General features: G+C 58.6%; 16 protein-coding genes. 7 read left to right on the top strand and 9 right to left on the bottom strand.

Translation table 11 applies throughout. The features are described 5' to 3' along the window. Nucleotide 1 precedes the first annotated feature (1 nt). Nucleotides 2-898, top strand: a complete 897-nt coding sequence (locus ACM6IR_RS23390; RefSeq protein ID WP_414909980.1) for a peptidoglycan DD-metalloendopeptidase family protein — start codon at nucleotides 2-4, stop codon at nucleotides 896-898. Between the two features lie 112 nt (nucleotides 899-1010). Here ACM6IR_RS23390 and ACM6IR_RS23395 read toward each other — a convergent pair whose 3' ends face one another. The 3 genes from ACM6IR_RS23395 to phoB all read right to left on the bottom strand — a co-directional run bounded on the left by ACM6IR_RS23395 (nucleotide 1011) and on the right by phoB (nucleotide 4601). Continuing rightward, nucleotides 1011-2351 carry a hemolysin family protein gene (locus ACM6IR_RS23395; RefSeq protein ID WP_414909886.1) on the bottom strand — a complete coding sequence of 447 codons (1341 nt, stop codon included), beginning with the start codon at nucleotides 2349-2351 and terminating at the stop codon, nucleotides 1011-1013. Nucleotides 2352-2475: 124 nt separating this feature from the next. Beyond that, on the bottom strand, nucleotides 2476-3762 hold the full coding sequence (phoR, locus tag ACM6IR_RS23400; protein ID WP_414909981.1) for a phosphate regulon sensor histidine kinase PhoR: 1287 nt from the start codon (nucleotides 3760-3762) through the stop codon (nucleotides 2476-2478). 149 nt (nucleotides 3763-3911) lie between these two features. Next, a complete protein-coding gene (phoB, locus tag ACM6IR_RS23405) occupies nucleotides 3912-4601 on the bottom strand; it encodes a phosphate regulon transcriptional regulator PhoB (RefSeq protein WP_414909887.1) in 690 nt (229 codons plus the stop codon). A gap of 152 nt (nucleotides 4602-4753) precedes the next feature. Here phoB and ACM6IR_RS23410 point away from each other — a divergent pair, with 152 nt between their 5' ends. Next, on the top strand, nucleotides 4754-5131 hold the full coding sequence (locus ACM6IR_RS23410; RefSeq protein ID WP_414909888.1) for a hypothetical protein: 378 nt from the start codon (nucleotides 4754-4756) through the stop codon (nucleotides 5129-5131). Nucleotides 5132-5194: 63 nt separating this feature from the next. On the opposite strand, the gene ubiA is transcribed toward ACM6IR_RS23410, so the two are convergent. After that, nucleotides 5195-6085 (bottom strand): 4-hydroxybenzoate octaprenyltransferase, encoded by an 891-nt coding sequence (gene ubiA, locus ACM6IR_RS23415; RefSeq protein WP_414909889.1) that lies wholly within the window; start codon nucleotides 6083-6085, stop codon nucleotides 5195-5197. After that, entirely contained in the window at nucleotides 6085-6648 is a 564-nt protein-coding gene (locus ACM6IR_RS23420) for a chorismate--pyruvate lyase family protein (RefSeq protein WP_414909890.1), read from the bottom strand. The genes ubiA and ACM6IR_RS23420 overlap by 1 nt, the downstream gene beginning before the upstream one ends. A 199-nt stretch (nucleotides 6649-6847) precedes the next feature. Between ACM6IR_RS23420 and ACM6IR_RS23425 the strand changes: the two genes are divergently transcribed. The 3 genes from ACM6IR_RS23425 (at nucleotide 6848) to ACM6IR_RS23435 (ending at nucleotide 8655) form a co-directional block, all read left to right on the top strand. Continuing rightward, nucleotides 6848-7018 (top strand): rubredoxin, encoded by a 171-nt coding sequence (locus ACM6IR_RS23425; RefSeq protein WP_007942683.1) that lies wholly within the window; start codon nucleotides 6848-6850, stop codon nucleotides 7016-7018. A 20-nt stretch (nucleotides 7019-7038) separates the two neighbouring features. Beyond that, nucleotides 7039-8187 carry an NAD(P)/FAD-dependent oxidoreductase gene (locus ACM6IR_RS23430; RefSeq protein WP_414909891.1) on the top strand — a complete coding sequence of 383 codons (1149 nt, stop codon included), beginning with the start codon at nucleotides 7039-7041 and terminating at the stop codon, nucleotides 8185-8187. A gap of 192 nt (nucleotides 8188-8379) precedes the next feature. Then, on the top strand, nucleotides 8380-8655 hold the full coding sequence (locus tag ACM6IR_RS23435) for an HU family DNA-binding protein (RefSeq protein ID WP_003195589.1): 276 nt from the start codon (nucleotides 8380-8382) through the stop codon (nucleotides 8653-8655). Nucleotides 8656-8957: 302 nt separating this feature from the next. On the opposite strand, the gene ACM6IR_RS23440 is transcribed toward ACM6IR_RS23435, so the two are convergent. The 4 genes from ACM6IR_RS23440 to ACM6IR_RS23455 all read right to left on the bottom strand — a co-directional run bounded on the left by ACM6IR_RS23440 (nucleotide 8958) and on the right by ACM6IR_RS23455 (nucleotide 20169). Continuing rightward, nucleotides 8958-9305: a DUF6124 family protein gene (locus tag ACM6IR_RS23440; protein ID WP_414909982.1), complete on the bottom strand. Its 348-nt coding sequence runs from the start codon at nucleotides 9303-9305 to the stop codon at nucleotides 8958-8960. 203 nt (nucleotides 9306-9508) lie between these two features. Beyond that, entirely contained in the window at nucleotides 9509-17716 is an 8208-nt protein-coding gene (locus tag ACM6IR_RS23445) for a DUF637 domain-containing protein (RefSeq protein WP_414909892.1), read from the bottom strand. Nucleotides 17717-17754: 38 nt separating this feature from the next. Further along, the gene (locus ACM6IR_RS23450; RefSeq protein WP_414909893.1) at nucleotides 17755-19494 is read right to left on the bottom strand and encodes a ShlB/FhaC/HecB family hemolysin secretion/activation protein; all 1740 of its coding nucleotides are present in this window, start codon (nucleotides 19492-19494) and stop codon (nucleotides 17755-17757) included. A 279-nt stretch (nucleotides 19495-19773) separates the two neighbouring features. Next, a complete protein-coding gene (locus tag ACM6IR_RS23455) occupies nucleotides 19774-20169 on the bottom strand; it encodes a DUF6124 family protein (protein ID WP_414909894.1) in 396 nt (131 codons plus the stop codon). Between the two features lie 864 nt (nucleotides 20170-21033). Between ACM6IR_RS23455 and tssA the strand changes: the two genes are divergently transcribed. Continuing rightward, nucleotides 21034-22590 (top strand): type VI secretion system protein TssA, encoded by a 1557-nt coding sequence (gene tssA, locus ACM6IR_RS23460; RefSeq protein WP_414909895.1) that lies wholly within the window; start codon nucleotides 21034-21036, stop codon nucleotides 22588-22590. Between the two features lie 32 nt (nucleotides 22591-22622). Continuing rightward, nucleotides 22623-23126, top strand: coding sequence for a type VI secretion system contractile sheath small subunit (gene tssB, locus ACM6IR_RS23465; protein ID WP_414909896.1), 504 nt, complete (start codon nucleotides 22623-22625; stop codon nucleotides 23124-23126). The last annotated feature ends 19 nt before the right edge of the window (nucleotides 23127-23145 follow it).

Consider the following 23145-nt stretch of genomic DNA (forward strand, 5'->3'; position numbering starts at 1 on the left):
CATGTTCGCGCGCCTGCTGTTTTTCTGCGGTCTTTTCGTGGCCTGCGCCTCGGCGGGGGCCGTGACGATCTACAAATCCACCGACGCCAATGGCGTGGTTTCCTACAGCGACCGCCCCACGAAGGGCTCCACGGTGTTCACTTTTCGCGATCGCATGGTCGAGCACCTTGAGCGGCAGGTGTACCTCGTCATCACCAAGAAGCAGGGCGTGGACAGCGTCTACGTGCGCAATGACCTGTATGCGCCGGTAGAGATCGAGTTGAGTTTCGCCGGGTTGGCGAACGTCAGTGGGGCGCCGAGCCGACCGATTCGCCGGGTGATGCCGGCCCGCAGCAGCATACGTCTGGCGCTGCTCACGGCTACGCAGCCCGAAAGGCCGCTTGTGTACACCCCGAAATTCGAATACTCCCTGGGCGACCCCTCAGGCGCCGCCATAGCCTATCGCTACCCGTTTCCCTGGCGTGGCGGACCGTTTCGACTGACTCAGGGCGCCAATGGCCAATACAGCCATTTTGGCCCGAAGAACCGCTACGCCCTGGACATCGCCATGCCCGAAGGCACGCCGATCATCGCCGCGCGTGGCGGGGTGGTGGTGAAAACCGAGAATGCCCAGACCGGGCGTGGCAACGATCCGTCGGGCAACTTTGTGCGAATACTGCACGATGACGGGACCATGGGCGTGTACCTGCACCTCAAGCAAGGCTCCGTGTGCGTTCGGGAAGGTCAGCGGGTGGTAGTGGGCACTGCGTTGGCGCTGTCGGGCAATACCGGCAACAGCAGCGGGCCACACCTGCACTTCGTGGTGCAACGCAATACCGGGTTGGGGCTGGTGTCGATTCCGTACCAGTTCAATCGACCGGTAGGCGTATTGCCCAACTTTGCGTTGGGCAAGCAGTGATGAGTTGTCTGGGCTGACGCTTTCGCGAGCAGGCTCGCTCCCACCTTTGAAATGCATTCCATTGTGAACGAGCCTGCTCGCGAAGGGACCGACGCTGGTCCGGATCAGCGCATCAATCGAGCATCAACACCTTGGCCAGAATGATCTTCGGCCCTTTCATCTTCTTGATGATGATCCGCAAGCCCTCGACTTCCAGCACTTCTTCCTCTTCCGGCACCCGTTTCAGGGTTTCATAGACCAGCCCGGCGAGGGTTTCGGCTTCAACATGATCCAGATCGATGCCCAGCAGGCGTTCGACCTTGAACAGAGGCGTATCACCGCGCACCAGCAGCTTGCCGGGCTGGTACGCGAGAATCCCGCGCTCGGCCTTGTGGTGTTCGTCCTGGATATCGCCGACCAGGGCTTCCAGTACGTCTTCCATGGTCAGGAAGCCGATCACCTTGCCGTCGGCCTCCTCGACCAACGCGAAGTGCGCGCCGCCCTTGCGGAACTGTTCCAGCAGGCTGGACAGCTGCATGTGCCTGGTAACCCGCTCCAGCGGGTGCAGTAGCTCGGTCAGATTGAACTTGGATGGCAGCATCTCCAGCACCGACAGTTGCAGCAGCAGGTCCTTGATGTGTAGCAGGCCGATAAAGTTGGCGGTTTCCTCGTCGTACACCGGGAAGCGGCTGTACTTGTGACGGCGGAACAGGCTGAACACTTCTTCCAGCTTGGCTGTGCTGTTGAGGTAGATCAGGTCTTCGCGCGAGTTGGCCCAGTCGACCACTTCCAGCTCGCCCATTTCCACGGCCGAGGCCAGCACGCGCATATCCTGGTCGCTGGGGTCACTGGCACGACTGGAGTGGAGGATCAGCTTGAGCTCGTCACGGTTGTAATGGTGTTCGTGATGCGGGCCAGGTTCACCCTGTCCGGCAAACCGCAGAATCGTGTTGGCGCTGGCATTGAGCAGGTAAATGGCCGGGTACATCGTCCAGTAGAACAGGTACAGCGGCACCGCCGTCCAGAGCGACAGCAACTCGGGTTTGCGGATGGCCCAGGATTTAGGGGCCAGTTCACCCACCACGATGTGCAGGTACGAGATGACAAAAAACGCGGCGAAGAACGACACGCCTTTGATCACTTCGGCCGACTGCACGCCGACGGCGTCAAGCAGCGGTTCGAGAATGTGAGCGAACGCCGGTTCACCCACCCAGCCAAGGCCGAGGGAGGCGAGGGTGATACCCAATTGGCACGCCGACAGGTACGCATCGAGCTGACTGTGCACGGTGCGCAGGATATGTCCGCGCCAGCCGTTTTTATCAGCGATGGCCTCGACCCGGGTCGAGCGCAATTTGACCATGGCAAATTCCGCCGCAACGAAAAATCCGTTGAGCAAAACCAGGATCAGAGCAAAAAGAATCATGCCGAAATCGGCGAAGAGTGTCGCGAGGGTCAAGCCAGGGGAAGGGTCCATGATGGAGTTTTGCGGGTTCCGTGTGATTCAAAAGGAAATAAAAAAGTACGCCTGAAGGTCAGGCACAAGTCAGCCAATGTAGCGGCTGACTGGGCGATTGCCTAGTGGCGCGTGCTGGCCGGTATCAGTCGGCAGTGCTGATGACTCGGGATTTAGTGACCTGGGCCGGCGCAAAATGGCAGGTAAAAGTGCTGCCGTGCCCCGGGACGCTGCTGATTTCCATCCGCGCGCGGTGGCGCAGCAGCACGTGTTTGACGATCGCCAGCCCCAGGCCCGTACCGCCGGTGTTGGAGTTGCGGCTGGAGTCGACCCGGTAGAAACGTTCGGTCAGGCGTGGCAGGTGCTTGCTGTCGATGCCGATCCCGGAGTCTTGCACGCTCAGGTGTGCGCCTTGCTCATCGCCCCACCAGCGAATGCGGATATGGCCTTCGGCCGGCGTGTATTTCACCGCGTTGAACACCAGGTTAGAGAACGCGCTGCGCAATTCGGCTTCGCTGCCCTTGAGCAGAATCGTCGGGTCGGCCTCCAGGGTGATCGTCTGATTACGCTGGCCGGACAATTGCTGCGCGTCGCTCTTGATCGATTGCAGCAAGCCGTCGATGGCCACCGGCTGGTTGTCCGAGGGGTAATCGGTGGCTTCCAGTTTGGCCAGCAGCAGCAAATCGTTGAGCAACGTCTGCATGCGCCCGCCTTGTTGCTGCATTTGCTGCAAGGCACGGGTCCAGCGCGGGTTCACGTCCTCGACGTTGTCGAGCAGCGTTTCCAGGTAACCGCAGATCACCGTCAGCGGCGTGCGCAACTCATGGGAAACGTTGGCGATAAAGTCTTTGCGCATCTGTTCCAGCTGATGGATGCGCGTGACGTCGCGCACCAGCATCAAGTGCTCGTTGTTGCCGTAGCGGGTGATGTACAGCTGAATGCGCAGGCGATCATTGATCGGCGAAGGAATTTCCAGTGGCTCGGTGTAGCTGTTCTGCTCGAAGTATTCCTTGAAGCGCGGATGACGCACCAGGTTGGTCACCGGTTGGCCGCTGTCCTGCGGAGTCTTGAGGCCGAGCAAGGTTTCGGCGGCGCGGTTCCACCATTCCAGGTTGCCGTCGGTGTCGAGCATGATCACTGCGTCTTTCAACGCAGCGGTGGACTCCTGAACCCGGTCAATCACCGCTTGCAGGCGCCCACGCACACGTTGGTCGCGGCGTTGCAGATGGTAGATGCTGTCGAACACCTCGCCCCACAAGCCATAGCCATCGGGCGGGGCTTCATCGGGTTTGTGCAGACGCAACCACTCATGCAGACGCAGCAATTGCTTGAGGGTCCAGGCCAGGTAAAGGCCCAGGCCTGCGGCGAGGCTCCAGCCGTAGTAGCCGGAAATCAGGCCGATCACCAGGCAGGCGGTGACCAGTAGCAGCATGTGGCGAATCAGGGTGCCATGCCAGTTTTGGTTCACTTGAGCGCGCGTCCTTGAAAGAAAAGCAGCTTCTAGCGTCAAGCCTCAAGCTGCAAGTTTGAAGCGACCTGGCTGTTAGCTTGCCGCTTGAAGCTTGCCGCTCGTAGCTGCCGTCAAGCTTTGGTAGAAAAACGGTAACCGGTTCCGCGCACGGTTTGTACCAGATTTTCGTAGGCGTCGCCGAGGGCTTTGCGCAGGCGACGGATGTGCACGTCGACGGTGCGTTCTTCGACATAAACGTTGCCGCCCCAGACCTGATCCAGCAACTGGCCACGGGTGTAGGCACGTTCCTGGTGAGTCATGAAGAACTGCAGCAAGCGGTATTCGGTCGGGCCCATCTCGGCGGGTTTGCCGTCGATGGTCACGCGGTGGCTGATCGGGTCCAGCAGCAGGCCACCGACTTCGATCGGGGTTTCGCCATCGGTCGGGCCCGTACGACGCAGCACGGCCTTCAGGCGTGCAACCAGCTCACGAGGGGAAAAGGGTTTGGTGATGTAGTCGTCGGCGCCGACTTCCAGCCCCTGAATCTTGTTGTCCTCTTCGCCCTTGGCGGTGAGCATGATGATCGGGATGTCCCCGGTCAGCTCATCGCGCTTCAAGCGGCGGGCCAACTCGATGCCGGACGTGCCGGGCAGCATCCAGTCGAGCAGGATCAGGTCCGGTTTGCGGTCGATGATGATGGCGTGGGCCTGCTGCGAGTTCTCAGCCTCCAGGCAGTCATAGCCGGCCATTTCCAACGCAACGGCGATCATTTCGCGAATGGGCGCTTCGTCGTCGACGATCAGAATGCTCCTGCCAACCATGCCTTAATCCTCTTGTCATTTAACTGTCTTGCGCCGCATTAGATAACGGAATTATTGCAGTCGTGTGACAGTATTTTAGCCGCCCTGCGATCGTCACGATCCTGAACTAAGCTCTAAGTCCGAATCCTGACAACCACAAAAGGAAGGTTTCCATGAGTCAATACTCGCAGTCTTTCAAAGCCCTGATGCTGGCAGCTGCCCTGGCTTTGCCATCAATGGCCTTCGCGGCTGACCCCGTCATGATGAAAGACGGTGTGATGGTCGACCAAAAAGGCATGACCGTTTACATGTTCGACAAGGACTCCGGTGGCAAGTCGATGTGTAACGGTGAATGTGCAAAGTACTGGCCGCCCATGATGGCTCCGGCAGGCGCCAAGGCTGAAGGCAAATACAAGCCCATCAAACGCGATGACGGCATGATGCAGTGGAGCTATGAGGGCAAACCCTTGTATACCTTTTCGAAGGATGAAAAGCCTGGAGATCAGAAGGGCGAAGGCTTTAAAGATATGTGGCACATGCCTAAGCATTGATCCACGAATAGATTTGAACCGTTTAAAGATCGCAGCCTGACGGCTGCGATCTTTTTGCAAACGTCAACGCAGCGCGTAATCCAGCACAATCCCCACGAAAATCGCCAGCCCGGCCCAATGGTTGTGCAAAAACGCCTTGAAACACCGCATCCGGTCCTTGCCACGGGTGTACCAGAACTCCCACGCAAAACAGCCCGCCGCCGCCAGCAATCCCAAGTGGAACCAGCCGCCCAGCTCGAATTTCGACCCCGCCAGCAGCAGGCAACCCAACGCCAACCCCTGCAGGGTCAGAATGATTACCCGGTCTGCGTCGCCAAACAGAATCGCCGTGGATTTCACGCCGATCTTCAAGTCATCGTCGCGGTCAGTCATCGCGTAATAGGTGTCATAGCCTACCGTCCACAGCAGATTGGCGATCCACAGCAACCACGCCGCGGCCGGTAGTTCACCGGTTTGGGCCGTGAACGCCATGGGCATGCCCCAAGAGAACGCCGCGCCCAGCACCACTTGCGGGTAATAGGTGTAGCGCTTCATGAACGGGTAACTAAAGGCCAGTGCCAAACCACCGAACGACAACCAGACCGTCGCCGCGTTGGTGCACAACACCAGCAGGAAACTCACGCCCATCAACAGCGCGAAAAACACCAGGGCTTCCTTGGAGCTGATCCTGCCGCTCACCAGTGGCCGCTGTTCGGTGCGTTTCACATGACCGTCGACCTTGCGATCCGCCCAGTCGTTGATCACGCAGCCGCCGGCGCGCGTCAGCACCACGCCGAGGACGAAAATCACGATATTGGCCAGGGAGGGTGAACCTTTGCCGGCAATCCAAAGCGCCCACAGCGTTGGCCACAACAGCAGATAAATGCCGATCGGCTTGTCCATTCGGGTCAGCTGAATGAAATCCCAGGCCCGTGGATTGACGCGGTTCAGGGACTTGAGCAGGCTCTGGTACATCAGCAGTTCTCCGGATGCGCGCGAGTCGCGGCCCACAGGGTCGGCAGGAAAATCTCGGCCACCAGCACGCTCAAGGCGCCGCGGTCGAAGCGTGAACGACGGCCCCACAGTTCCGGTGCCCGGGACTCCATCGGCAGCCACTCCTGAGGATAGTGACAAACTTCGATAGCGCGGCGCTGGAACGCTTGATCGCAAAACAGCAACTCACCCAACGAGCGGCTACCCAATTCGTCCATGTGCAAACCATCGCCCTGCAAGGCGCTACGTGCCGCGACGCTGCGGGCAAACACCCACGCTTCACCGTGCCCGCGCAAATACACCTCGCGCACCCAGCCTTCACTGCCTTCGGTCAGGTCCAGTGCCGCACACTCGTCGGCGCGCAGGGGCTGCCAACCTTCGAACAGCGGCATGACGCTGAAGCCATCATTCGACAAACGGATCAGTCGTCGCGTCAGCGAGCCTTCGTCGAACAGCCAGTCGAGGGTAGACGCGTCGGGAAGGGGGGCGAGCTGGCTTTGGGAGCGCCAGAATGGTGCAGTGCGGGGGAGAGTAGAGTGCGGCACAGTGAGTCATTATTGGCAGCAAATGAGGCGGCGAGCTTACCATGTCAGCCGGCGAATTTGATTGATCCGCCCGCCCGTTGCGCCGAACAGGCTTGCATCTGCCGGGCCCGATCAGTACAAAGCGCCGTTAGCCGGACGGTAGCGCTTGATCCGTCGACTGTTCGCGCCAGTAAAAGCCTGAATCCTGAGGATGAACCGAATGAAAAAGTGGCAATGTGTGGTTTGCGGCCTGATCTATAACGAAGCAGACGGCTGGCCGGACGACGGCATTGCGCCGGGCACCCTGTGGCAAGACGTACCGGAAGACTGGCTGTGCCCGGACTGCGGCGTGGGCAAGATGGATTTCGAAATGATCGAAATCGCTGCCTAAAAAAATTAGAGGAGTAAGGAATGAACGCACCTGTCGTGATCGTCGGCACCGGGCTCGCTGGCTACAACCTGGCCCGGGAGTTTCGCAAACTCGATGGCGAAACCCCGCTGCTGCTGATTACCGCCGATGACGGACGCTCTTACTCCAAGCCGATGCTCTCCACCGGTTTCGGCAAAAACAAAGACGCCGACGGCCTGAGCATGGCCGAACCCGGCGCCATGGCCGAGCAATTGAACGCCGAAGTGCGCACCCACACCCGCATCAGCGGCATCGACCCTGGTCACAAGCGGTTGTGGATCGGTGAGGAAGCGGTGATTTACCGTGACTTGATCCTCGCCTGGGGCGCAGAAACCGTCAGCGTGCCCATCGAAGGTGACGCAGCCGATTGCGTGTTCCCGATCAACGATCTGGAAGACTACGCGCGTTTTCGCGCGGCCGCGGCCGGCAAGCGCCGGGTATTGCTGCTGGGCGCCGGCCTGATCGGCTGTGAGTTTGCCAACGACCTGAGTCTCGGCGGCTACGAGGTGCAACTGGTTGCACCGTGCGAACAAGTCATGCCGACCTTGCTGCACCCGGCGGCAGCCGCCGCCGTTCAGGCCGGGCTGGAAAGCCTCGGCGCACGCTTCCACCTCGGCCCGGTGCTCAACCGCTTGCAGCGAGTCGAAGGCGGGCTGGAAGCGCATCTGTCCGACGGCCAGGTCATCCCGTGCGACGTGGTGGTGTCGGCGATCGGCCTGCGCCCACGCATCGACCTGGCCGCCGCGGCCGGCGTGCAGGTCAATCGTGGCGTGGTGGTCGACCGTCACCTGAAAACCTCCCACGCCAATATCTACGCGCTGGGCGATTGCGCCGAGGTCGACGGGCTGAATCTGTTGTACGTCATGCCCCTGATGAGCTGCGCGCGAGCGCTGGCGCAAACCCTCGCCGGAACACCGACCGCCGTGAGCTACGGCCCCATGCCGATCACCGTCAAAACACCGGTCTGCCCCTTGGTGGTTTCGCCGCCGCCACGGGGCGCCGAGGGCGTCTGGACGGTCGAAGGGCAGGGCGCAGACATCAAGGTGTTGTGCCGTGATGCCAGCGGAAAACTGCTGGGTTATGCCCTGACAGGCGCGGCGGTGATGGAAAAACTCGCCCTCAACAAAGAGCTTCCAGCCCTGCTGGCGTAAATACCGGACGTTCTGTCGGAATCACCCCCATTTTGCCCCTACAAAGGTCGCGCCGAGACTGGCGCGGCTCTTCCGTGCGTGCCATCCTCACTCCCGTCTGCCGCAGAGTAGAGCACCTGCGGCGCTTTGGGCGCTGTTCCAACGAGAACAGCACGGACATAACAACAAAAAACCGTCAAAGGGGCTTCACTAATGCGTAAACCAGACCTCGCCGCTGCAATTGCTGAAAAAGCAGACCTCACCAAAGAGCAGGCCAACCGCGTTCTCAACGCCGTTCTCGAAGAAATCACCGGCGCCCTGCACCGCAAAGATAGCGTCACGCTGGTAGGTTTCGGCACCTTCCTGCAACGCCACCGCGGAGCCCGCACCGGCAAAAACCCGCAAACCGGTGAGCCCGTCAAAATCAAGGCCAGCAACACCGTTGCCTTCAAGCCAGGCAAATCGTTGAAAGACAGCGTCAATCCGTAACACACACCGACGTCCCGCCTGGCGGGTAAGCGGGATAAAAAATGGGCACGCCAACGAGGTTGGGTGCCCATTTTTTTATGGGCGGCGAAAGTAACGCCGACCAACCAAGCCAAACCCCAATCCGTGTAGCAGCTGGCGAAGCCTGCGTTCGACTGCTGTAGGAGCGAAGCTTGCTCGCGAAGGCGTCAGTTCTGACACACCGCGTTATCGTTCTTCGCGGGCAAGCCTCGCTCCTACAGCAGCCGAACGCAGGCTTCGCCAGCTGCTACAGGGTATGCGTTGCTGCTGAACTGCTTGGCAGATCAGCTGACTCGGCTTTGTTGTCTGGCGAGTATCGCCGCCATTTCCGGTTCATCCAGATGATCCAGCGCTCGCTCTACTAACAAATGCACCCCGTCGGCCATGCGGCTGAGCGCCAGGGCTACGGAGCGGCGTGAGCCGTCTACATCGTCGGCGAGGTCGGCGGCGATGGCGCTGATGGACAGCAGATCTTCTGAGGCGTTAGCGAGGAGGGCTTCAGTGTTGATGCCCGGGCAGACGCTGAAGAGTTGGCCGTTGCGTTTCGGTGGTGCTTGTTCGGCTGGGGGAAAGTGATGGTCGAGGGCGCGCTCGGCGGCGCCCTGCGCACAGCCGTCATCAAATGCAGGAATGGGAAATCAGCCTGCATTTATTCATCTAAATTAATTAGCAAGCACTTACCGTTTTTTTTTCCTACCAGACTAATCGGTTTAGAGGTTGCTCCTCCATCCAATGACAGTTCAACTATCAAACTTTTATCTTCAAATGACTCGAGCTCCTTTATTAACTCGAGAATAGACTTTCCGCGCTTGACCCAGTTTTTATCAGCCTTCATTCAATCACCGATTCTGTTTAAGTTTGTGTCATATGTTCCAAGGCGAGTATTTTTACTACCAAGATCCTTTACAGAGGCAGCCATTTTCCAAGCGCCGCCATTATGTCCATCCATATCCCGCGTGATGTATAAATTCCCATTTTTATATACTACCTGCCCTCCATGCACAGTTTCTTTTATCCTTCCAAATCCTAACGATTCCGCAGCAAGTTTAGCTTCTTTGTTTGTTTTAAATACCGCTCCCGCTGAACCGCCTACTCCACTAGGTCTCATTCCTCCCAGGACACTACCGAGCAATGCACCTGCGAAGGCGGATCCAAATCTGGAGTCTTCGCCATCTCTAGCGGCGGACAACTCTGTAGCAATGGTCGACCCAGCAGCAATATTACTGTTTGTGATCAAAAATCCTACGACGGCGGCCTGACCGTACTCCCCACGAGCTTTCAAATCGGCCGCTAACGATCGCAGCTTTGGATCGTCCTCCATAAGACGATTCGACAAGGCATCACAGCTTGCCGGATCGCTTTGACATATTGAGACTAGATCCCTATTTCTGCTCTCATCTAGTTCAGCATAGCGCTCCCGGACCTTATTCTTTTCTTCTTCAGTCACCTGAGCATCGACGTCGCGCAGCATTTCTACCACTTCTTGATGATTCAGGTAGTTGTACTGCGTTGAGTTGTCCGCCACCCAAGCCCCTGCTTGCAGGCTCTCACCGTCGACGTCACTTTGTGTCGCCGCCGCCAACATACCCACTAACTGCGAGGTCATGCTCAGCAGGTTTTTATCGCCTCCGACCCAGGTATTGAGCTGGTCGACCAACGCCTCGTTGGCACCTGCTGCCAGCGCGCCCGTCTTGAAGTCACTGCCGCTGACTTGCGCCAGTAGTCCACCGACCATGGCGTGGATCATGATTTTTTGCAGGCTGCCGTCGGCGTAAACGTCCTTGGTGTAGTCGCCCACCGCATTAAAGCTGGCGGCCGCCAAAGTGTTGAACAACGTACTTTGCAGCGCATCGCCCAGATCGCCGCCTTGGCCCATGATCTTGCCCAACGCAGCGGAGGTCCCGTTTTGCAGGCCCTGACTGGAAGCGAATTGGCCGACACCCTTCCAGGTGCCGAGATCGGCACTGATTTTGCCGGTGAGGGGGTCTGTCGTGGTGCCAGTCCAGTCGTTGTAGTAACCAGCAGTCATGCCCGCCGTGAGACCAGAAATGGTATATCCCTTCAGGGCATCACTGGACGTGACGTCCTTGAACACCGCCCCAAGGTTGCCGCCGTTGTTGATGAAACTGACCGTCGCATTGGTCGCCGCACCTGTCGCGATGGCTGCACCACCAGCCGCAACTGCGCCGGCACCTCCCAATGCAGTCAGAGCGGCGGGACCGACAAAGGCCGCCATAACAATGGCGATCGCTAGCTGTGCTCCAGCGCCCAGACCTGAGCTGCTGTAGCCGTAGGAATCATGTATCTCTTTGACCAATCGCCAGTCCACATCCCCGCGTTGCTCGGCCTCTTTCAACCAGGCCAAATTTGGATCGCTTTGCACCATCGCATCGATGGTCTGGCTGACTGACTTCTGGTCGATGTGTTTAAGGTCGATGCTCAAGCCATCGGCAGCTTTGATCACCAACTGCCCTTGGGCTACTAACTCACTCTGGCGCAGGGTTTCATCGGTGTTGCCCTTGCCTGATGCGGATTGCCAAGCCAAGTTGCCCTTGCTCTTTTCGTGGCTCTCCTGATGCAGATCCTTGACGGCTTCAAAGGTGATGCTGCCGCCACTGTCGAGGGTAATGTCCTTGCCGCTTTCGAGTTTGGCGCCCTGGTAGCGTTGGTCGCCACCGCTGACCAGCGTCAGGTCACCGCCTGTCTTGATTTCACTGCCGATGTATTTGACGTCCGTGACTTCATCACGCTGGGTTTCCTTGCTGCCCCAGCCGCCTTTTTTCTTTTTGTCGTACAGCGAGTAGTCGCTGTCTTGTGCCGCCAGCAGACTCAGGTCACCGCCTGCCACCAAGTAGGCTTCACCACCCGCGCTGACCTTGCTGGAAATCAAGGTTAGATCCTGGCCAGCTGTGAGTACGACGTTGCCACCAGCATTGAGGCCGGTGCCGATCTGGCTGACGTGGTCTTCCTGCGCCTTGACCTTTTTGGTTTTGCTGTAGCTGTGTTCCTCATCCACCGCCGAGGCCAACGTGAGGTTGTTGCCAGCGTCTAGAGCGATGTCGCGGCCTGCGTCGATTTGGCTGGCAACGACACTTAGGTCACGTCCGGCGCTGATCAACATGTCGCGGCCTGTGTCGAGGTTGGCGCCGTGTTGGCTGACGGTTAGGTCACGGTTATTACTGCTATGTTCGTTGCTGTTGACCTGTTCGGCAGAACCGATGGTGACGTCGCGCCCGGCGCTGATGCTGGTGTCGCGACCGCTTTGCAGCACGCCGCCGATGTTGTTCACATCGCGCCCGGCCGAGATGGTCAGGTCGTTGGCCGCTTCAATGCGAGCGGCGTTGTTAACAAAGTCGCGGTGCTGGTTGTTGTAGCCGTTGCCGCTGGTATACCCCGTCACCGTGCGCTCGTTGATCACGTCGCCGCTGATGCTGGTCACGCTTACGTCACGCCCGGCGATGATACCGCCGGCCTTGTTGCTCAAGTCATTTCCAGCCAGCAGATCGAGGCGGTTGCCAGCGTTCACCAGACCACTGTTGACCAGATTGTTTCCGGCCAGGGCAGTCAGGTTGTCGCTGGCTTTAAGTGTGCCGGCGTTTTTCAGGTCTTTGCCAGCGATCAGGCTTACGTCCTGGCCTTGAATCAGTGCGCCGTTGGCGACCAGGCGGTTGTTCGAGTTGGCCAGGTACAACACCGGCACCAACACGTTTTCGCCATTGACCACCACGGTTTCCATCCAGACGATATCGTGGGTCAGCGCGGCCACCTGTTCGGCGGAGAGGGTCACGCCCAGCGACAGGTTGAGTTCGTCCTTGCTGGCGATGGCGTTATCCATCAGGTAACGGAACATGGCTTCGTCCGAGGTCAGGCCGTCGATGAAACGCTGCCCGGCGCGGGCCACCACCGCTTGCTGGATCAGCTTCTGTTCATAGAAACCGTCACCCAAACGCTTGGCACTGTCGTCAGGGTTGTAGCCGAGTTTGCCCAGCAGGTAATCCGAACCCATGAACTGCTTGAGGTCAGTGAGCGCCGGGTTGGTTTCAATCAGGTATTTGTGCGGGCTGGACTTCCCGTTACTACTTGGTTGGCCCTGAACTTTACTGATTGAGCCCACTCCGGCGCCTCCTACGCTCCAACCTTGTGGGCCGTTATCGGCGGTGCTGTTGCCCTGACCGCTGAGGCGGAACAGGCCGTTCTGCCCTATAGGCAGCTCAAACCCAGGCACTGTCAGCGGGTTGACTTGCTGTTGTGCCAGGTCCGGCGGTAATTGCTGGTTCAACGAGATGCGCGTAGAGAAGTCACTGCCCGGGGAATCGGTATTGGTGCGCGGGCCACTGCCGACGTAATCGAAGCCACTACGGACCACGCTGTTGTCGAAGTTGTTATGGGTGCTGATGCTGACGTTGCCTGCGGCCTGAATGATGGCGGCATAGGTTTGGTCACCCGTGGCAAGTTGGGTCGACCGTCCAAGCGCTGGCAACTCAAGCTCGGTGGTGCCAATAAAGCGGCTCATGGCCTCGACCAAACCACTCAGGTTGTTGACGTCATAGCCACTGCTTAGAAACCAGTAGCGCTCGGTGAAGTCGTCGGCAGCGTTGCTCCAGCTGCTGCCGTTACGGGCGCGTTCGGTACGAAACACGCGCACGGTTTCGGTGTCGGAAGTTTCCACGCCGGTGTTGGTCAGGTTGTTCAGCGTGGCGGTGAAGTTGCGGCTGGTGGCGATGGTACTGCTGTGGTTGAGCAGGTCGCCGCCGTTGATGTTCAGGTTGCCACCGGCGGTGATGCTGGATGCGGAACTGGCGGCGGTCACTTCCAGTTTGTCGCGTTGGGTAATCTCCCAGACACGGTTTTGCTTGCCTCTGCAGTCACCGGCGTTGACGCCTTCAATGCACTCGATTTGTTCAATCTTGGCTGCGTAGATACCGCTGTCGTTGATGGTCAAAAGCGCACGGATATTCTGTATCGTGCTGGCCGCCAGGCTCATGCTGCCGTCGCTCTGGATCAAGCCGGAGCGGTTGACGATGCTAGTAGCCCAACCACCGTTACCGTCACGATCGATGTCGAGGTCGCCCAGGCTGTAAATGCTCGCGTAATTGTTGCTCAACGACGCCACTCGCAACCCCATGTCCCAGCCACTGAAGATCAGCCCGTGATCGTTGAACAGTGCGTTGGTCGTAAGGGTCAGGTCTTGCCCGCTGCCGAGAGTGCCATAGTTGTTCAGGTTGCCCGCGTACACCGTCAGGTCGCCAGCAGAGGTCAATCGACCATGGTTGCTCAGCAGGCTGGCCACGTTGATCAGACTGTCCCCACCACTGGCGATGCTTGCAGATTCGGCCAAGGTCAGTTGTCCGGCTTGCAGGTTCAGGTCACCTCGGCTGGTCAGTCGTCCGGTGCCGTTGTAAGCGCCAGACAATCCCAAGTACAGATCACCGTCGCTGGCGATCAGGCCATCGTTGCTCCAGTTCACACCAGTGGCGTACAGGCTGTCGGAAGCCAGCAACTGGCCAGCGACGGTCTGGGCAAAGTTGTTGACGTTAAGTGTCAGACGCCCGGCCTGGATGATGCTGGTATTGGTCCAGCTGTCAGCGTTGAGCGTCAAACCACCTCGGGTGACCAATGAACCACCCGCGCTCAGGACGTTGGCCGTGGCTATGTCGAAACTGCCGCTGCCAACATGCAACACGGTGCCACTGGTGTTCATGAAGTTACCGGCAGCCAGGTGCAGATCGGTGTTGGCGCTTTCCAGGGTGCCGTTGCGGTTGTCGAACAGGCCGCCAATCAGAAAGCGCGAAGCGCCGCTGGTGCCCAGGGCACGGAGTTGACCGAACTGGTTGTCCACGCTGGCGGCGCTGAGCGTCAGGGTGTTGCTGCTTTCGATGATGCCCCGACGGTTGTTCAGCGCGCCAGCAAGGCTCAAGTCAATCTGCTGGGCTGCGATCTGGCCGGCGCTGTTATCCAGCGCTCCACCGGTAACGCCGGCAGCTTTGGCGGCATACAAACCACCTTCCCGGTTGTCGAAGTAAGCAGTGTTGATGATGACATCGCCCGATTGCGCCGCGAGGCGTCCACCCTGGTTGTCGATACCCCCCAGTGCAGTCAGGTTCAGGTGTTCAGCCTGAGTGTTGCCGCCCAGGTGGTTGAGCAGGTCATAACCATTTTTCAACCAGCCGTTGAGGAAACCGGTGAGGGTCGCTTGCAGACTGGATAGCACGCCGCCCCGGTTATCAAAGTTCGCGGCCGCCAGGTTCAGATCACCGCTTTGGGCGAGGAGCCGACCGTTCTGGTTGTCGATATCCCCGGCAATCTCAAGGTTCATTTCGCCCTGGCTTTGCAGCGTACCTTGGCTGTTGGCGAGGCTGGCCGCGTGCAGGCGCAGGTCGCCATGTCGACTGTAGATCAGGCCGTCGTCGCTGTTCTGCACGGTGCCGCTCGCGGTCAAGATGAGATGGTCGTTAGCCGCAACGGTGCCGCCATTGCGGTTATCCAAGCCACCGATGAACAGGGTCATCAAGCCTTGACTCGCCAACTGGCCGCCCTGGTTGTTGACCTGGCTGGCGCGCTGCAACAGCAAGGGGCCGGTGCTGGCCAGTTTGCCGTTGCTGTTGGTCAATACACCGAGCAGATTGAGGGTGACGGCAGTGTTGCCGATCAGGTTGCCGTGACTGTTATCCAGCGAGGAGCCGGTGAATCTGACTGACTGCTGGGCGCTGATGGCGCCGTAGGTGTTGTCGAATGCCATGGCCTGCAAGGTCAAGGCGCCGCCGCTGTCAATCAGTCCGCCTTGGGCGTTGGTCAGCAAGCCTTGCACCGTCAGGGCTTGATCGCCGGCACTGGAGAGAATGCCGCCAGCGCTGTTATCGAGGCTGCCAGCGTTGATGGTCAGACGCTGCTGGCTGACCAGCGCACCTGCACCGCTGTTGAGCAAGGTGCTGCTAACACTGACGTCTAGGTCGCCGTTGCGACTGGACAACGTGCCGTTATTGCGGTTGTCGAGGCTGTTGGCAGTGACACCCAATCTTTCCCAACCCGAGATCAAGCCGTTCTGATTCAGAATGCTACTGGCGTCGAGACCTAGCTGCTGACTGCTGATCAGTTTGCCCGCTCTATTGTCGAGGGTGCGACCGCCAAGGGTGAAGCTTTGACTGCTGGAGATTTCACCTCCCTGGTTGGTGAGATCACGCAGGTGGCGGATGCTCAACTGCCCGTCCGTGGTGATCAGGCCGCCAGCATTGCTCAGATCACCAGCGGCGCTACCAAAGTCGATGGCAATCGCACTGCCGAACAAAGTGCCGCCGTTGTGGTTGTTCAGCGCGGCGCTGCTGATGTTCAACCCGGTCACCGCTTTGATCAGCCCTTGATTTTGGTTATCCAGCAGGCTGCTGACGTTCAGGTCGAGACTGCTGTGGCTGGTCAGGGTGCCGCCGCTGTTCGCCAGGCTGGCCACATTGGCGGTCAGGGCATTTTCACTGGCGATCAGACCTTTGCCCTGGTTGTTCACCTGCGTAGCAGTGAGGGTGAGGTTGGCGCCACTGGTCAAACGACCACCTTGGCTGTTGTCAAATGTACCGGTGTTTACCTGCACTGCGCCCTTGCCGCTGATGCTGCCTTGTTGACGGTTATCGAGGCTGGCGCTCCGCAGGTCGAGACCGGCATCGGTCACCAGACGGCCACCCTGATTGTCGATCCCTTCACTGCTGGTGAAGCGCAGTTGACCGCCACTGGACAGACTGCCTAATCGGTTGACCAGACTGGCCGCACTGGCCGTGAGCAGGCCTTTACTGCCAATCAGGCCACCACTGTTGTCGAATGTCTGGCTCACACGAGCATCGAGGTTTTGGCTGGCTACCACGTTGCCGGTATTGCGCAGATTCTGTGCAGACAGACTGATGTAGCCGCGAGCATTACGGCTGTTGTCGGCATTCACACCCGCCTCGATGATGCCGTTGTTACTCAGTTGGCCGCCGCTGCTCAGGCTGATGCGATCACGTGCGGCCAGACTTCGCTGATTGCTCAGTGCGCCGCTGGTTTGCACGTCCAGTGTCGAACCCGCATAGACCGGTCCTTGTGCATCGAGACTGGCCGCTTTGATGTTGATGGCATGGGTGGATGCGGCCTGCGCGAGGCTCAAATTACCGTTAGCATCGATCTGAATATCGCCGCCGCTGGCCGCCAGATTACCGGCCAATCGAACACCGACACCTGCTTCGGTAGCCACCAGTTTGATCGCACCGGCGTACATACCGCCGAGCGCGGAACTGTCGATGGCAAGTTCCGGTGCAGCGCTGCCATCAGTGGTGCGAGCGACGGCATTAAGGCTTTGTGCGTCGACATCATTGCGACCAGCGACGATGCTCAGTTTGTTCGCCTGAATCTCGGCGTTGATCTTCGCTGAGCGAGTGATGATTTCGAAGCTGTCGACGTTGTTGGCGTTCAGCCCGGCACCGTCGATAAACACGCTGCCACCGTCGACCTTGTAATGGTCAAGCTGACCGTTGTTCAGTACCGGCTTGCCGGTGGTCAGGGTCACCCGTGGGGTGTTGATAAACCCGCAGCCGTTGCAACTGATGCCATAGGGGTTGGCGATGATGACCCGCGCCGATTGCCCTGCCACTTCGGTATAACCGCGCAATTGGCTCGGATTGCCACCGCTGACTTCATTGAGAATCGTGCTGGCCGCCGTGCCCCCAAGGTTCGGGTTGCCCAAAATGATCCCGCCCAACTGGGTCGCTTGCGTGCGGCCCGTGGCGTTGTTGAGGATCACCCCTTCGCTGCCGACGTTGTAGTCACGGAACTGGTTGTGCGACAGCCCGCTGGCATTGGGCGCGGCGATGTTCACGATAGGTACGCCATTGCCGGCGTGTTCCAGTCCCGTCCCCGGAGCATGGACGACGATGCCGTCGGCTTGTGCCCACAACGGTTGCCAAAACATGGCGTTGGCTAGCAAAAGGGCTACGCCACGCTTGGGCATGCCCCAGAAGCGCTCACGGTTCAAAAGAACGGCAGACGGCTGGCGAACCAGGAAAGCAAATTGACGGACATCCATGTTGGAACTCTCAAAAAGTGCAGCAATTAATCGTCCGGCTACAGGAAAAAACTCAGGCTGAAATAGATCGGCGCTTCGTGTTTGGTCAGCGCATCGGGGCGTTCGAGCGAATGGGCAAAGGTCACGCTGGTAGCCAGGTGCTCGCCTCTGGCAAACAGTTCGAGGGAGTTGCTGGATACCCGTCCGTGCTGATTGCCGTTGTAACGATCGTTCTGAATCACGCCCTGGTCGTATCCCAGGCTGGTGCCGTATTCAGCCAGGACCGGTCGTAACCAGGGCCAAGTGACCTGACGGCTCCAGCGCAGGTCGTTGCGCCAGTAATCGCCACTGTCACCAGACAGCAATTGTTCCTTGTAGCCACGTACGGAGCCTTGCCCGCCAAGGCTCATGCGCTGTGAGCTGAACAGCACATCCTCGCTGCGTTGACCGGTGGCGAGACTGCTGAAAATCAAGGATTCGCCCCACAGGGTGAAGGGCTGCAAATAGCTCATTGTCGCGGTGTACTTGCGGTAGCGAGCAGTGGGTTCGCCGGGGCCCGGATCGTGATCACCTTGAGCATCAAAGGCACCGATGCCGTTTTGCATGCCGAGGTCCAGGTTGACGAAAGCGCTGCCGATGCGTCTGCCATGGTTGACACCGAACTGCGCTTCGCTGATCCGGTTGCTGCTTTGCTTAAGCTTGGTGTCTTCGATGAAGTTGTTTGTGCGCAGATAGGCCAGACCGGCATTGAGCGAGGTCTTGCTGACGGCATCGCGATGGACTACCCGCTCGGCACGCAGTTGATGGTTCTGGCTGTCGCCGGTCTGCTTGAAGCCAAAACCATAAGCCTTGGCTTGTGAGCGGTAGTCGCTCTGGCTGTAGCTGTAGTTGAAGTTCCACCAGCCCCATGGCAGGTTGTAATTCATAAACGCGCTGCTGGAGCTGCGTTGATGATCGCTGACGGCGTCATGACCGCCGCGCAGCATCAACTGGTCGGCCAATCCCAGCGGGCTGTCCCAATCCAACGAGGTGTCCCACTGCTGTTCGCCTGTGCTGTCCTGGCCGCCGTTATTGCGTGACAACGAGGCATGCCACGGCTTTTGCGGAGTGTTTTTCACCACCACATCACTGCCACCCGGAGCCTGGCCGGGAGTTAGCTCCATCTGAGCCTGATTGGACGGCAGGCGGTTGAGCTGGTCGACCATCTGCTCTATTTCACGCAGGTTCAGTAACTCACCTTCACGGCCAGGAAAGCTCATGGCCAGTTCGCGCACCGACACCCCGGCTTGCGCTGTGACTTGCAGTTTTTCCAGACGACCCTCGACGACCAGCACTTTCAGCAGTCCGCCGGACAGGTCCTGCTGTGGCAAATAGGCTCGACTGGTCACCAAACCTTTGTCGATGTAATGGATGGTGATGTCTTTGAGCAGTTCATTGAGTTGGGAGGTGCCCAGGCATTGGCCTTCATAGGGCTGCGTTGCTTCCTTGCGATCAGATTCGGAAAGATGATCGGCGCCGTTGATCAATATCTGCCGGATGGGGAAACAGCGACTATCGACCGGAGCACTTGGCGCTGTGGGAACCACGGTTTTACCCGGTAGTTCCTTGAGTTCATCGAGCCGGCGTTGCTGCTGTTCCAACAACCGGTTCTGACGCTCACGAATCAAATCCTGTTCGCCCGGCGTCGGGCCAGGCGCGGCCACGGCCGAACTCAGGCCGCCCAGACACCCGACCAATGCATAAGAAAACGACCTCACGGGTGTTTTGTCGCCCAGACGGATGAAGTGTCCAACAGCCATTGATTGAATTCCCTTTCTATTGGCGCCCTTTCGGCGAAGCGCGCTGCCATTAACGATGAGTTGCACCGGCCCAGAATTGAGTTGGGCTTACGCAAAGTACTCGGGCAGAGGCGCACTTCAAGACCAGAAAGACCGATCCGGACGCGTCCTACGTATGTTTCAGAAACAGGGAAGAGATCTGAGGTGGTTTTGTGCTCCTAGCAGTGTGCTGGGCACCGTGACGAGAAAAACCCCGATGGGTAGGGAAACACCCAACGGGGTTGTTTACTGCTTGGCGAGTTAGCTGACTCGGATTTGTTGCTTGGCTAGAATCGCTGCCATTTCCGGTTCTTCCAGATGATCCAGCGCTCGCTCCACCAACAAATGCACCCCATCGGCCATGTGGCTGAGCGCCAAGGCTACGGAGCGGCGTGAGCCGTCCACGTCGTCGGCGAGGCCGGCGGCGATGGCGCTGATGGACATTAGATCTTCCGAGGCATTGGCGAGGAGGGCTTCAGTGTTGATGCCCGGGCAGACGCTGAAGAGTTGGCCGTTGCGTTTGGGTGGTGCTTGTTCGGCTGGCGGGAAGTGATGGTCGAGGGCGCGCTCGGCGGCGCCGTTGAGTTTTTTTGAATCGGGGCGTTCGTATGGGGAGACCGGATCGGTGTCCGGTGGGTTTGGGGTGACCTTGAACATTGGCTCTAACTTCTAAGAGTGAGGCTGCAACCAGTTCGCGACTAAACGAAAGGGAGGCAGCTGTGCGCAGGTTAGTCGACCGATGAGCCAAGAAATCGGCGCGCCCGAAGGCGCCCTGCGCACAGCCACCATCAAGTGCAGGGATGGGATACCCGCCTGATAGAGACATAGTGCGACTTGGCAACAACGGGCGACTAAACCCGATCACTGACGATCAGTGACAGGAACCAAGTTACCGACCGCTCCCAAGGCGCACAAGCCGGCGGATTCTGGCGTAGCCGTAGGCAACTGCGCAAGATGTTGTAGCTTTCAAGAAGCAGCTTTTAGGGCGTTTAAGCAAGTGCTATTGATCGGTGTTTAATTCGCAGAGAAACAGAATCTGAACATCATATAAGTGCCAAATATACCGAGAGTATGAAAGACAGTGAAAGCATGCTTTGCCATTACCAAGATCTACGGTGAGGCAGTCGGACTCGATGGTTAGTTGCATGTTCTCAAACAGAAGGGACAACTCGCCATTGGCGGGAGCAGCGTAATCTTTCCAGTCCACACGCATACACTTATCCTTTTACTTTTCATCAGCTCGTCCTGGAACTGGAAGTGAAAATAAACCTGAGGCGCAAGCCACATCGGGCTTGAATCTGCGTCAATTGCTGAAACACGTTAACGGTAACTATTCCTACAATTAAACACCATTAATATGGTGGCGTTTAACTATCTGTTTTTATCTGCATGCATTTTCAGAAGCGTCCTACATTTTTAGTTTTCTATTTTTGTCATGCTCCGCGCCGGCTTCGGCCACACGGGCTGGCGTCATTGGAACTCCAATTGGCCAATGACCGTAATTCTTAATAAAGGCCATGGATGTCTTACTCAAACAAACTGTCTACTCATTACCTCGAACTCGCAAAGGCCTCTGTTTCCAAAGAGAACTTCGCGGGCGAGGATGTTCGCTTTTCGAACGAATATGAAGCAGTGGAAAATGAGTTGGGCAAAGCCCAGTCCATGCATGAAAGCGGTCTGGTCGACTGGCTGAAAATCCGCGAAAACAGCGAAAACCTGCTGCGCACTCAATCCAAGGATCTGCGGGTGGCTGCCTGGCTGACCTGGGCCCTGTACCAGCGCGAATCTTTCCCGGGGCTGTTGGCCGGTCTCGGTTTGCTGCACCACCTCAGTGAACACCACTGGGACGACATTCATCCACACAAGCCCCGTACTCGTTCCGCTGCCATCAGTTGGTTGGTGCCGCGTCTTGAGCAAGTGCTGAATGAAAACGTCGCGATCAAAGAGCAGCTGCCGTTGTTTCGTCGTTTGGTGGAGCATTTGGAAGGTCTGGATGCGGCTTGCACCGAACACTTGGGCGATGACGCGCCCTTGCTGCTGCCGATTTCCCGTCGTTTGAAAAGCATGGTCCAGCGTGCCGCCGATAACCAGCCGGAGCCGGGTGTGGTGAGCGCCGCAGTGGCTCAGGTCAAGCAGGCCGCCACGCAGTTGTTCAATCCGGGCGCGCCCATCGACAACGAAAAAGAGGCCCACAAGGCCCTGCGCGGCCAGCAGGAAAGCGCCCGTCCGTTGTGCGCCTGGTGGCTCAAGCAAAACGCCACTGACCTGCGCGCGCTGCACCTCAATCGCACGTTGCTCTGGCTGCCCATCGATGTGGTGCCCGAGCGTAACGCCGAGCAGATCACCGCGCTACGCGGGCTGCCGGCAGACAAGCTCAAGGCCTATCAGGAACGCTACGACCAGACCAAATACGCCGACCTGCTGGTGGACCTCGAAGCCAGTCTGGCCAAGGCGCCGTTCTGGTTCGACGGTCAGCGATTAGTCTGGGAGTGCCTCCAGGGCCTGAATGCCGAAATGGCCATGCGCGAAGTGGAAATCCACTTTGCACGGTTGATTCAGCGCCTGCCCGGCCTTCTCGAATTGCGCTTCCATGATGGTGCCCCGTTCGCCGATCCGGCTACCCGCGCCTGGATCGGCGCGAATGTCATGCCGCACCTGCAAAGCGCCAGTGCGCCGCGCAAGATCGAGGTCGCCGATACCCAATCGGCCTGGGAACAGGCCCTCGAAGAAGTCGTGCCAATTCTGCGCAAGGATGGCCTCAAGGCTGCCGTGCAAGTTCTCAAGCAAGGCCTGCAAAGCGCCCACGGCGGCCGCATTCGATTCTTCTGGCAGTTCGCCCTCGCGCGGCTGTGCTTCATGGCCAAGAAATACGAATTGGCCAAGACCCAGCTCGAAACCCTCGACCAGACATTACAGGACGCTGGCCTCTATGCCTGGGAGCCTGATCTTGCACTGCAAGTGCTGCATTTGCTGCACAGCTGCTGCGAGTTGCTACCGCAAAACCATGCCGTCCGTGAACGTAAGGAAGAGATTTATCGCAGGCTGTGCCACCTCGATCTCGAAGTGGTACTCGAATAGGCCCCCGGGCCACAACCGCAAGGAGAAACGCCATGGCCAAAGAAGGCTCGGTAGCCCCCAAGGAACGTATTAACGTCACCTTCAAACCTGCCACCGGTGGTGCTCAGGAAGAAATTGAACTGCCGTTGAAACTACTGACAATCGGCGACTACACCCACCGCAAGGACGAACGCAAAGTCGAAGATCGCAAGCCGATCAGCATCGACAGGATGACCTTCGACGAAGTGCTGGCCAAGCAAGAGCTGCAGCTGACGTTGAGTGTGCCGAACCGTCTTGAGGAACAAAGCGACACTGAAGAACTGGCCGTGAAACTGCGCGTCAACTCAATGAAGGACTTCAATCCGGCCAGCCTGGTCGAGCAAGTGCCCGAACTGAAAAAACTGATGGAACTGCGCGACGCGCTGGTGGCCCTCAAAGGCCCCCTGGGTAATGCGCCTGCCTTCCGCAAAGCCATCGAAGGCGTGCTCGCCGACGACAAATCCCGCGGTCGCGTATTGGGTGAGCTGGGCCTGAGCGCCGCAGCCCAGGACGCCTGAGTCTCTATCAGCCAAGGAA

It is taken from the genome of Pseudomonas sp. IT-P253, from assembly GCF_949768125.1.
GTDB lineage: Bacteria > Pseudomonadota > Gammaproteobacteria > Pseudomonadales > Pseudomonadaceae > Aquipseudomonas.

Bases quoted from the DNA above. Each gene is read 5' to 3' on its own strand.
- ACM6IR_RS23390 (WP_414909980.1), top strand. From the start codon at position 2: ATGTTCGCGCGCCTGCTGTTTTTCTGCGGTCTTTTCGTGGCCTGCGCC.
- ACM6IR_RS23395 (WP_414909886.1), bottom strand. From the start codon at position 2,351: ATGGACCCTTCCCCTGGCTTGACCCTCGCGACACTCTTCGCCGATTTC.
- phoR (WP_414909981.1), bottom strand. From the start codon at position 3,762: ATGCTGCTACTGGTCACCGCCTGCCTGGTGATCGGCCTGATTTCCGGC.
- phoB (WP_414909887.1), bottom strand. From the start codon at position 4,601: ATGGTTGGCAGGAGCATTCTGATCGTCGACGACGAAGCGCCCATTCGC.
- ACM6IR_RS23410 (WP_414909888.1), top strand. From the start codon at position 4,754: ATGAGTCAATACTCGCAGTCTTTCAAAGCCCTGATGCTGGCAGCTGCC.
- ubiA (WP_414909889.1), bottom strand. From the start codon at position 6,085: ATGTACCAGAGCCTGCTCAAGTCCCTGAACCGCGTCAATCCACGGGCC.
- ACM6IR_RS23425 (WP_007942683.1), top strand. From the start codon at position 6,848: ATGAAAAAGTGGCAATGTGTGGTTTGCGGCCTGATCTATAACGAAGCA.
- ACM6IR_RS23430 (WP_414909891.1), top strand. From the start codon at position 7,039: ATGAACGCACCTGTCGTGATCGTCGGCACCGGGCTCGCTGGCTACAAC.
- ACM6IR_RS23435 (WP_003195589.1), top strand. From the start codon at position 8,380: ATGCGTAAACCAGACCTCGCCGCTGCAATTGCTGAAAAAGCAGACCTC.
- ACM6IR_RS23445 (WP_414909892.1), bottom strand. From the start codon at position 17,716: ATGGATGTCCGTCAATTTGCTTTCCTGGTTCGCCAGCCGTCTGCCGTT.
- ACM6IR_RS23450 (WP_414909893.1), bottom strand. From the start codon at position 19,494: ATGGCTGTTGGACACTTCATCCGTCTGGGCGACAAAACACCCGTGAGG.
- ACM6IR_RS23455 (WP_414909894.1), bottom strand. From the start codon at position 20,169: ATGTTCAAGGTCACCCCAAACCCACCGGACACCGATCCGGTCTCCCCA.
- tssA (WP_414909895.1), top strand. From the start codon at position 21,034: ATGTCTTACTCAAACAAACTGTCTACTCATTACCTCGAACTCGCAAAG.
- tssB (WP_414909896.1), top strand. From the start codon at position 22,623: ATGGCCAAAGAAGGCTCGGTAGCCCCCAAGGAACGTATTAACGTCACC.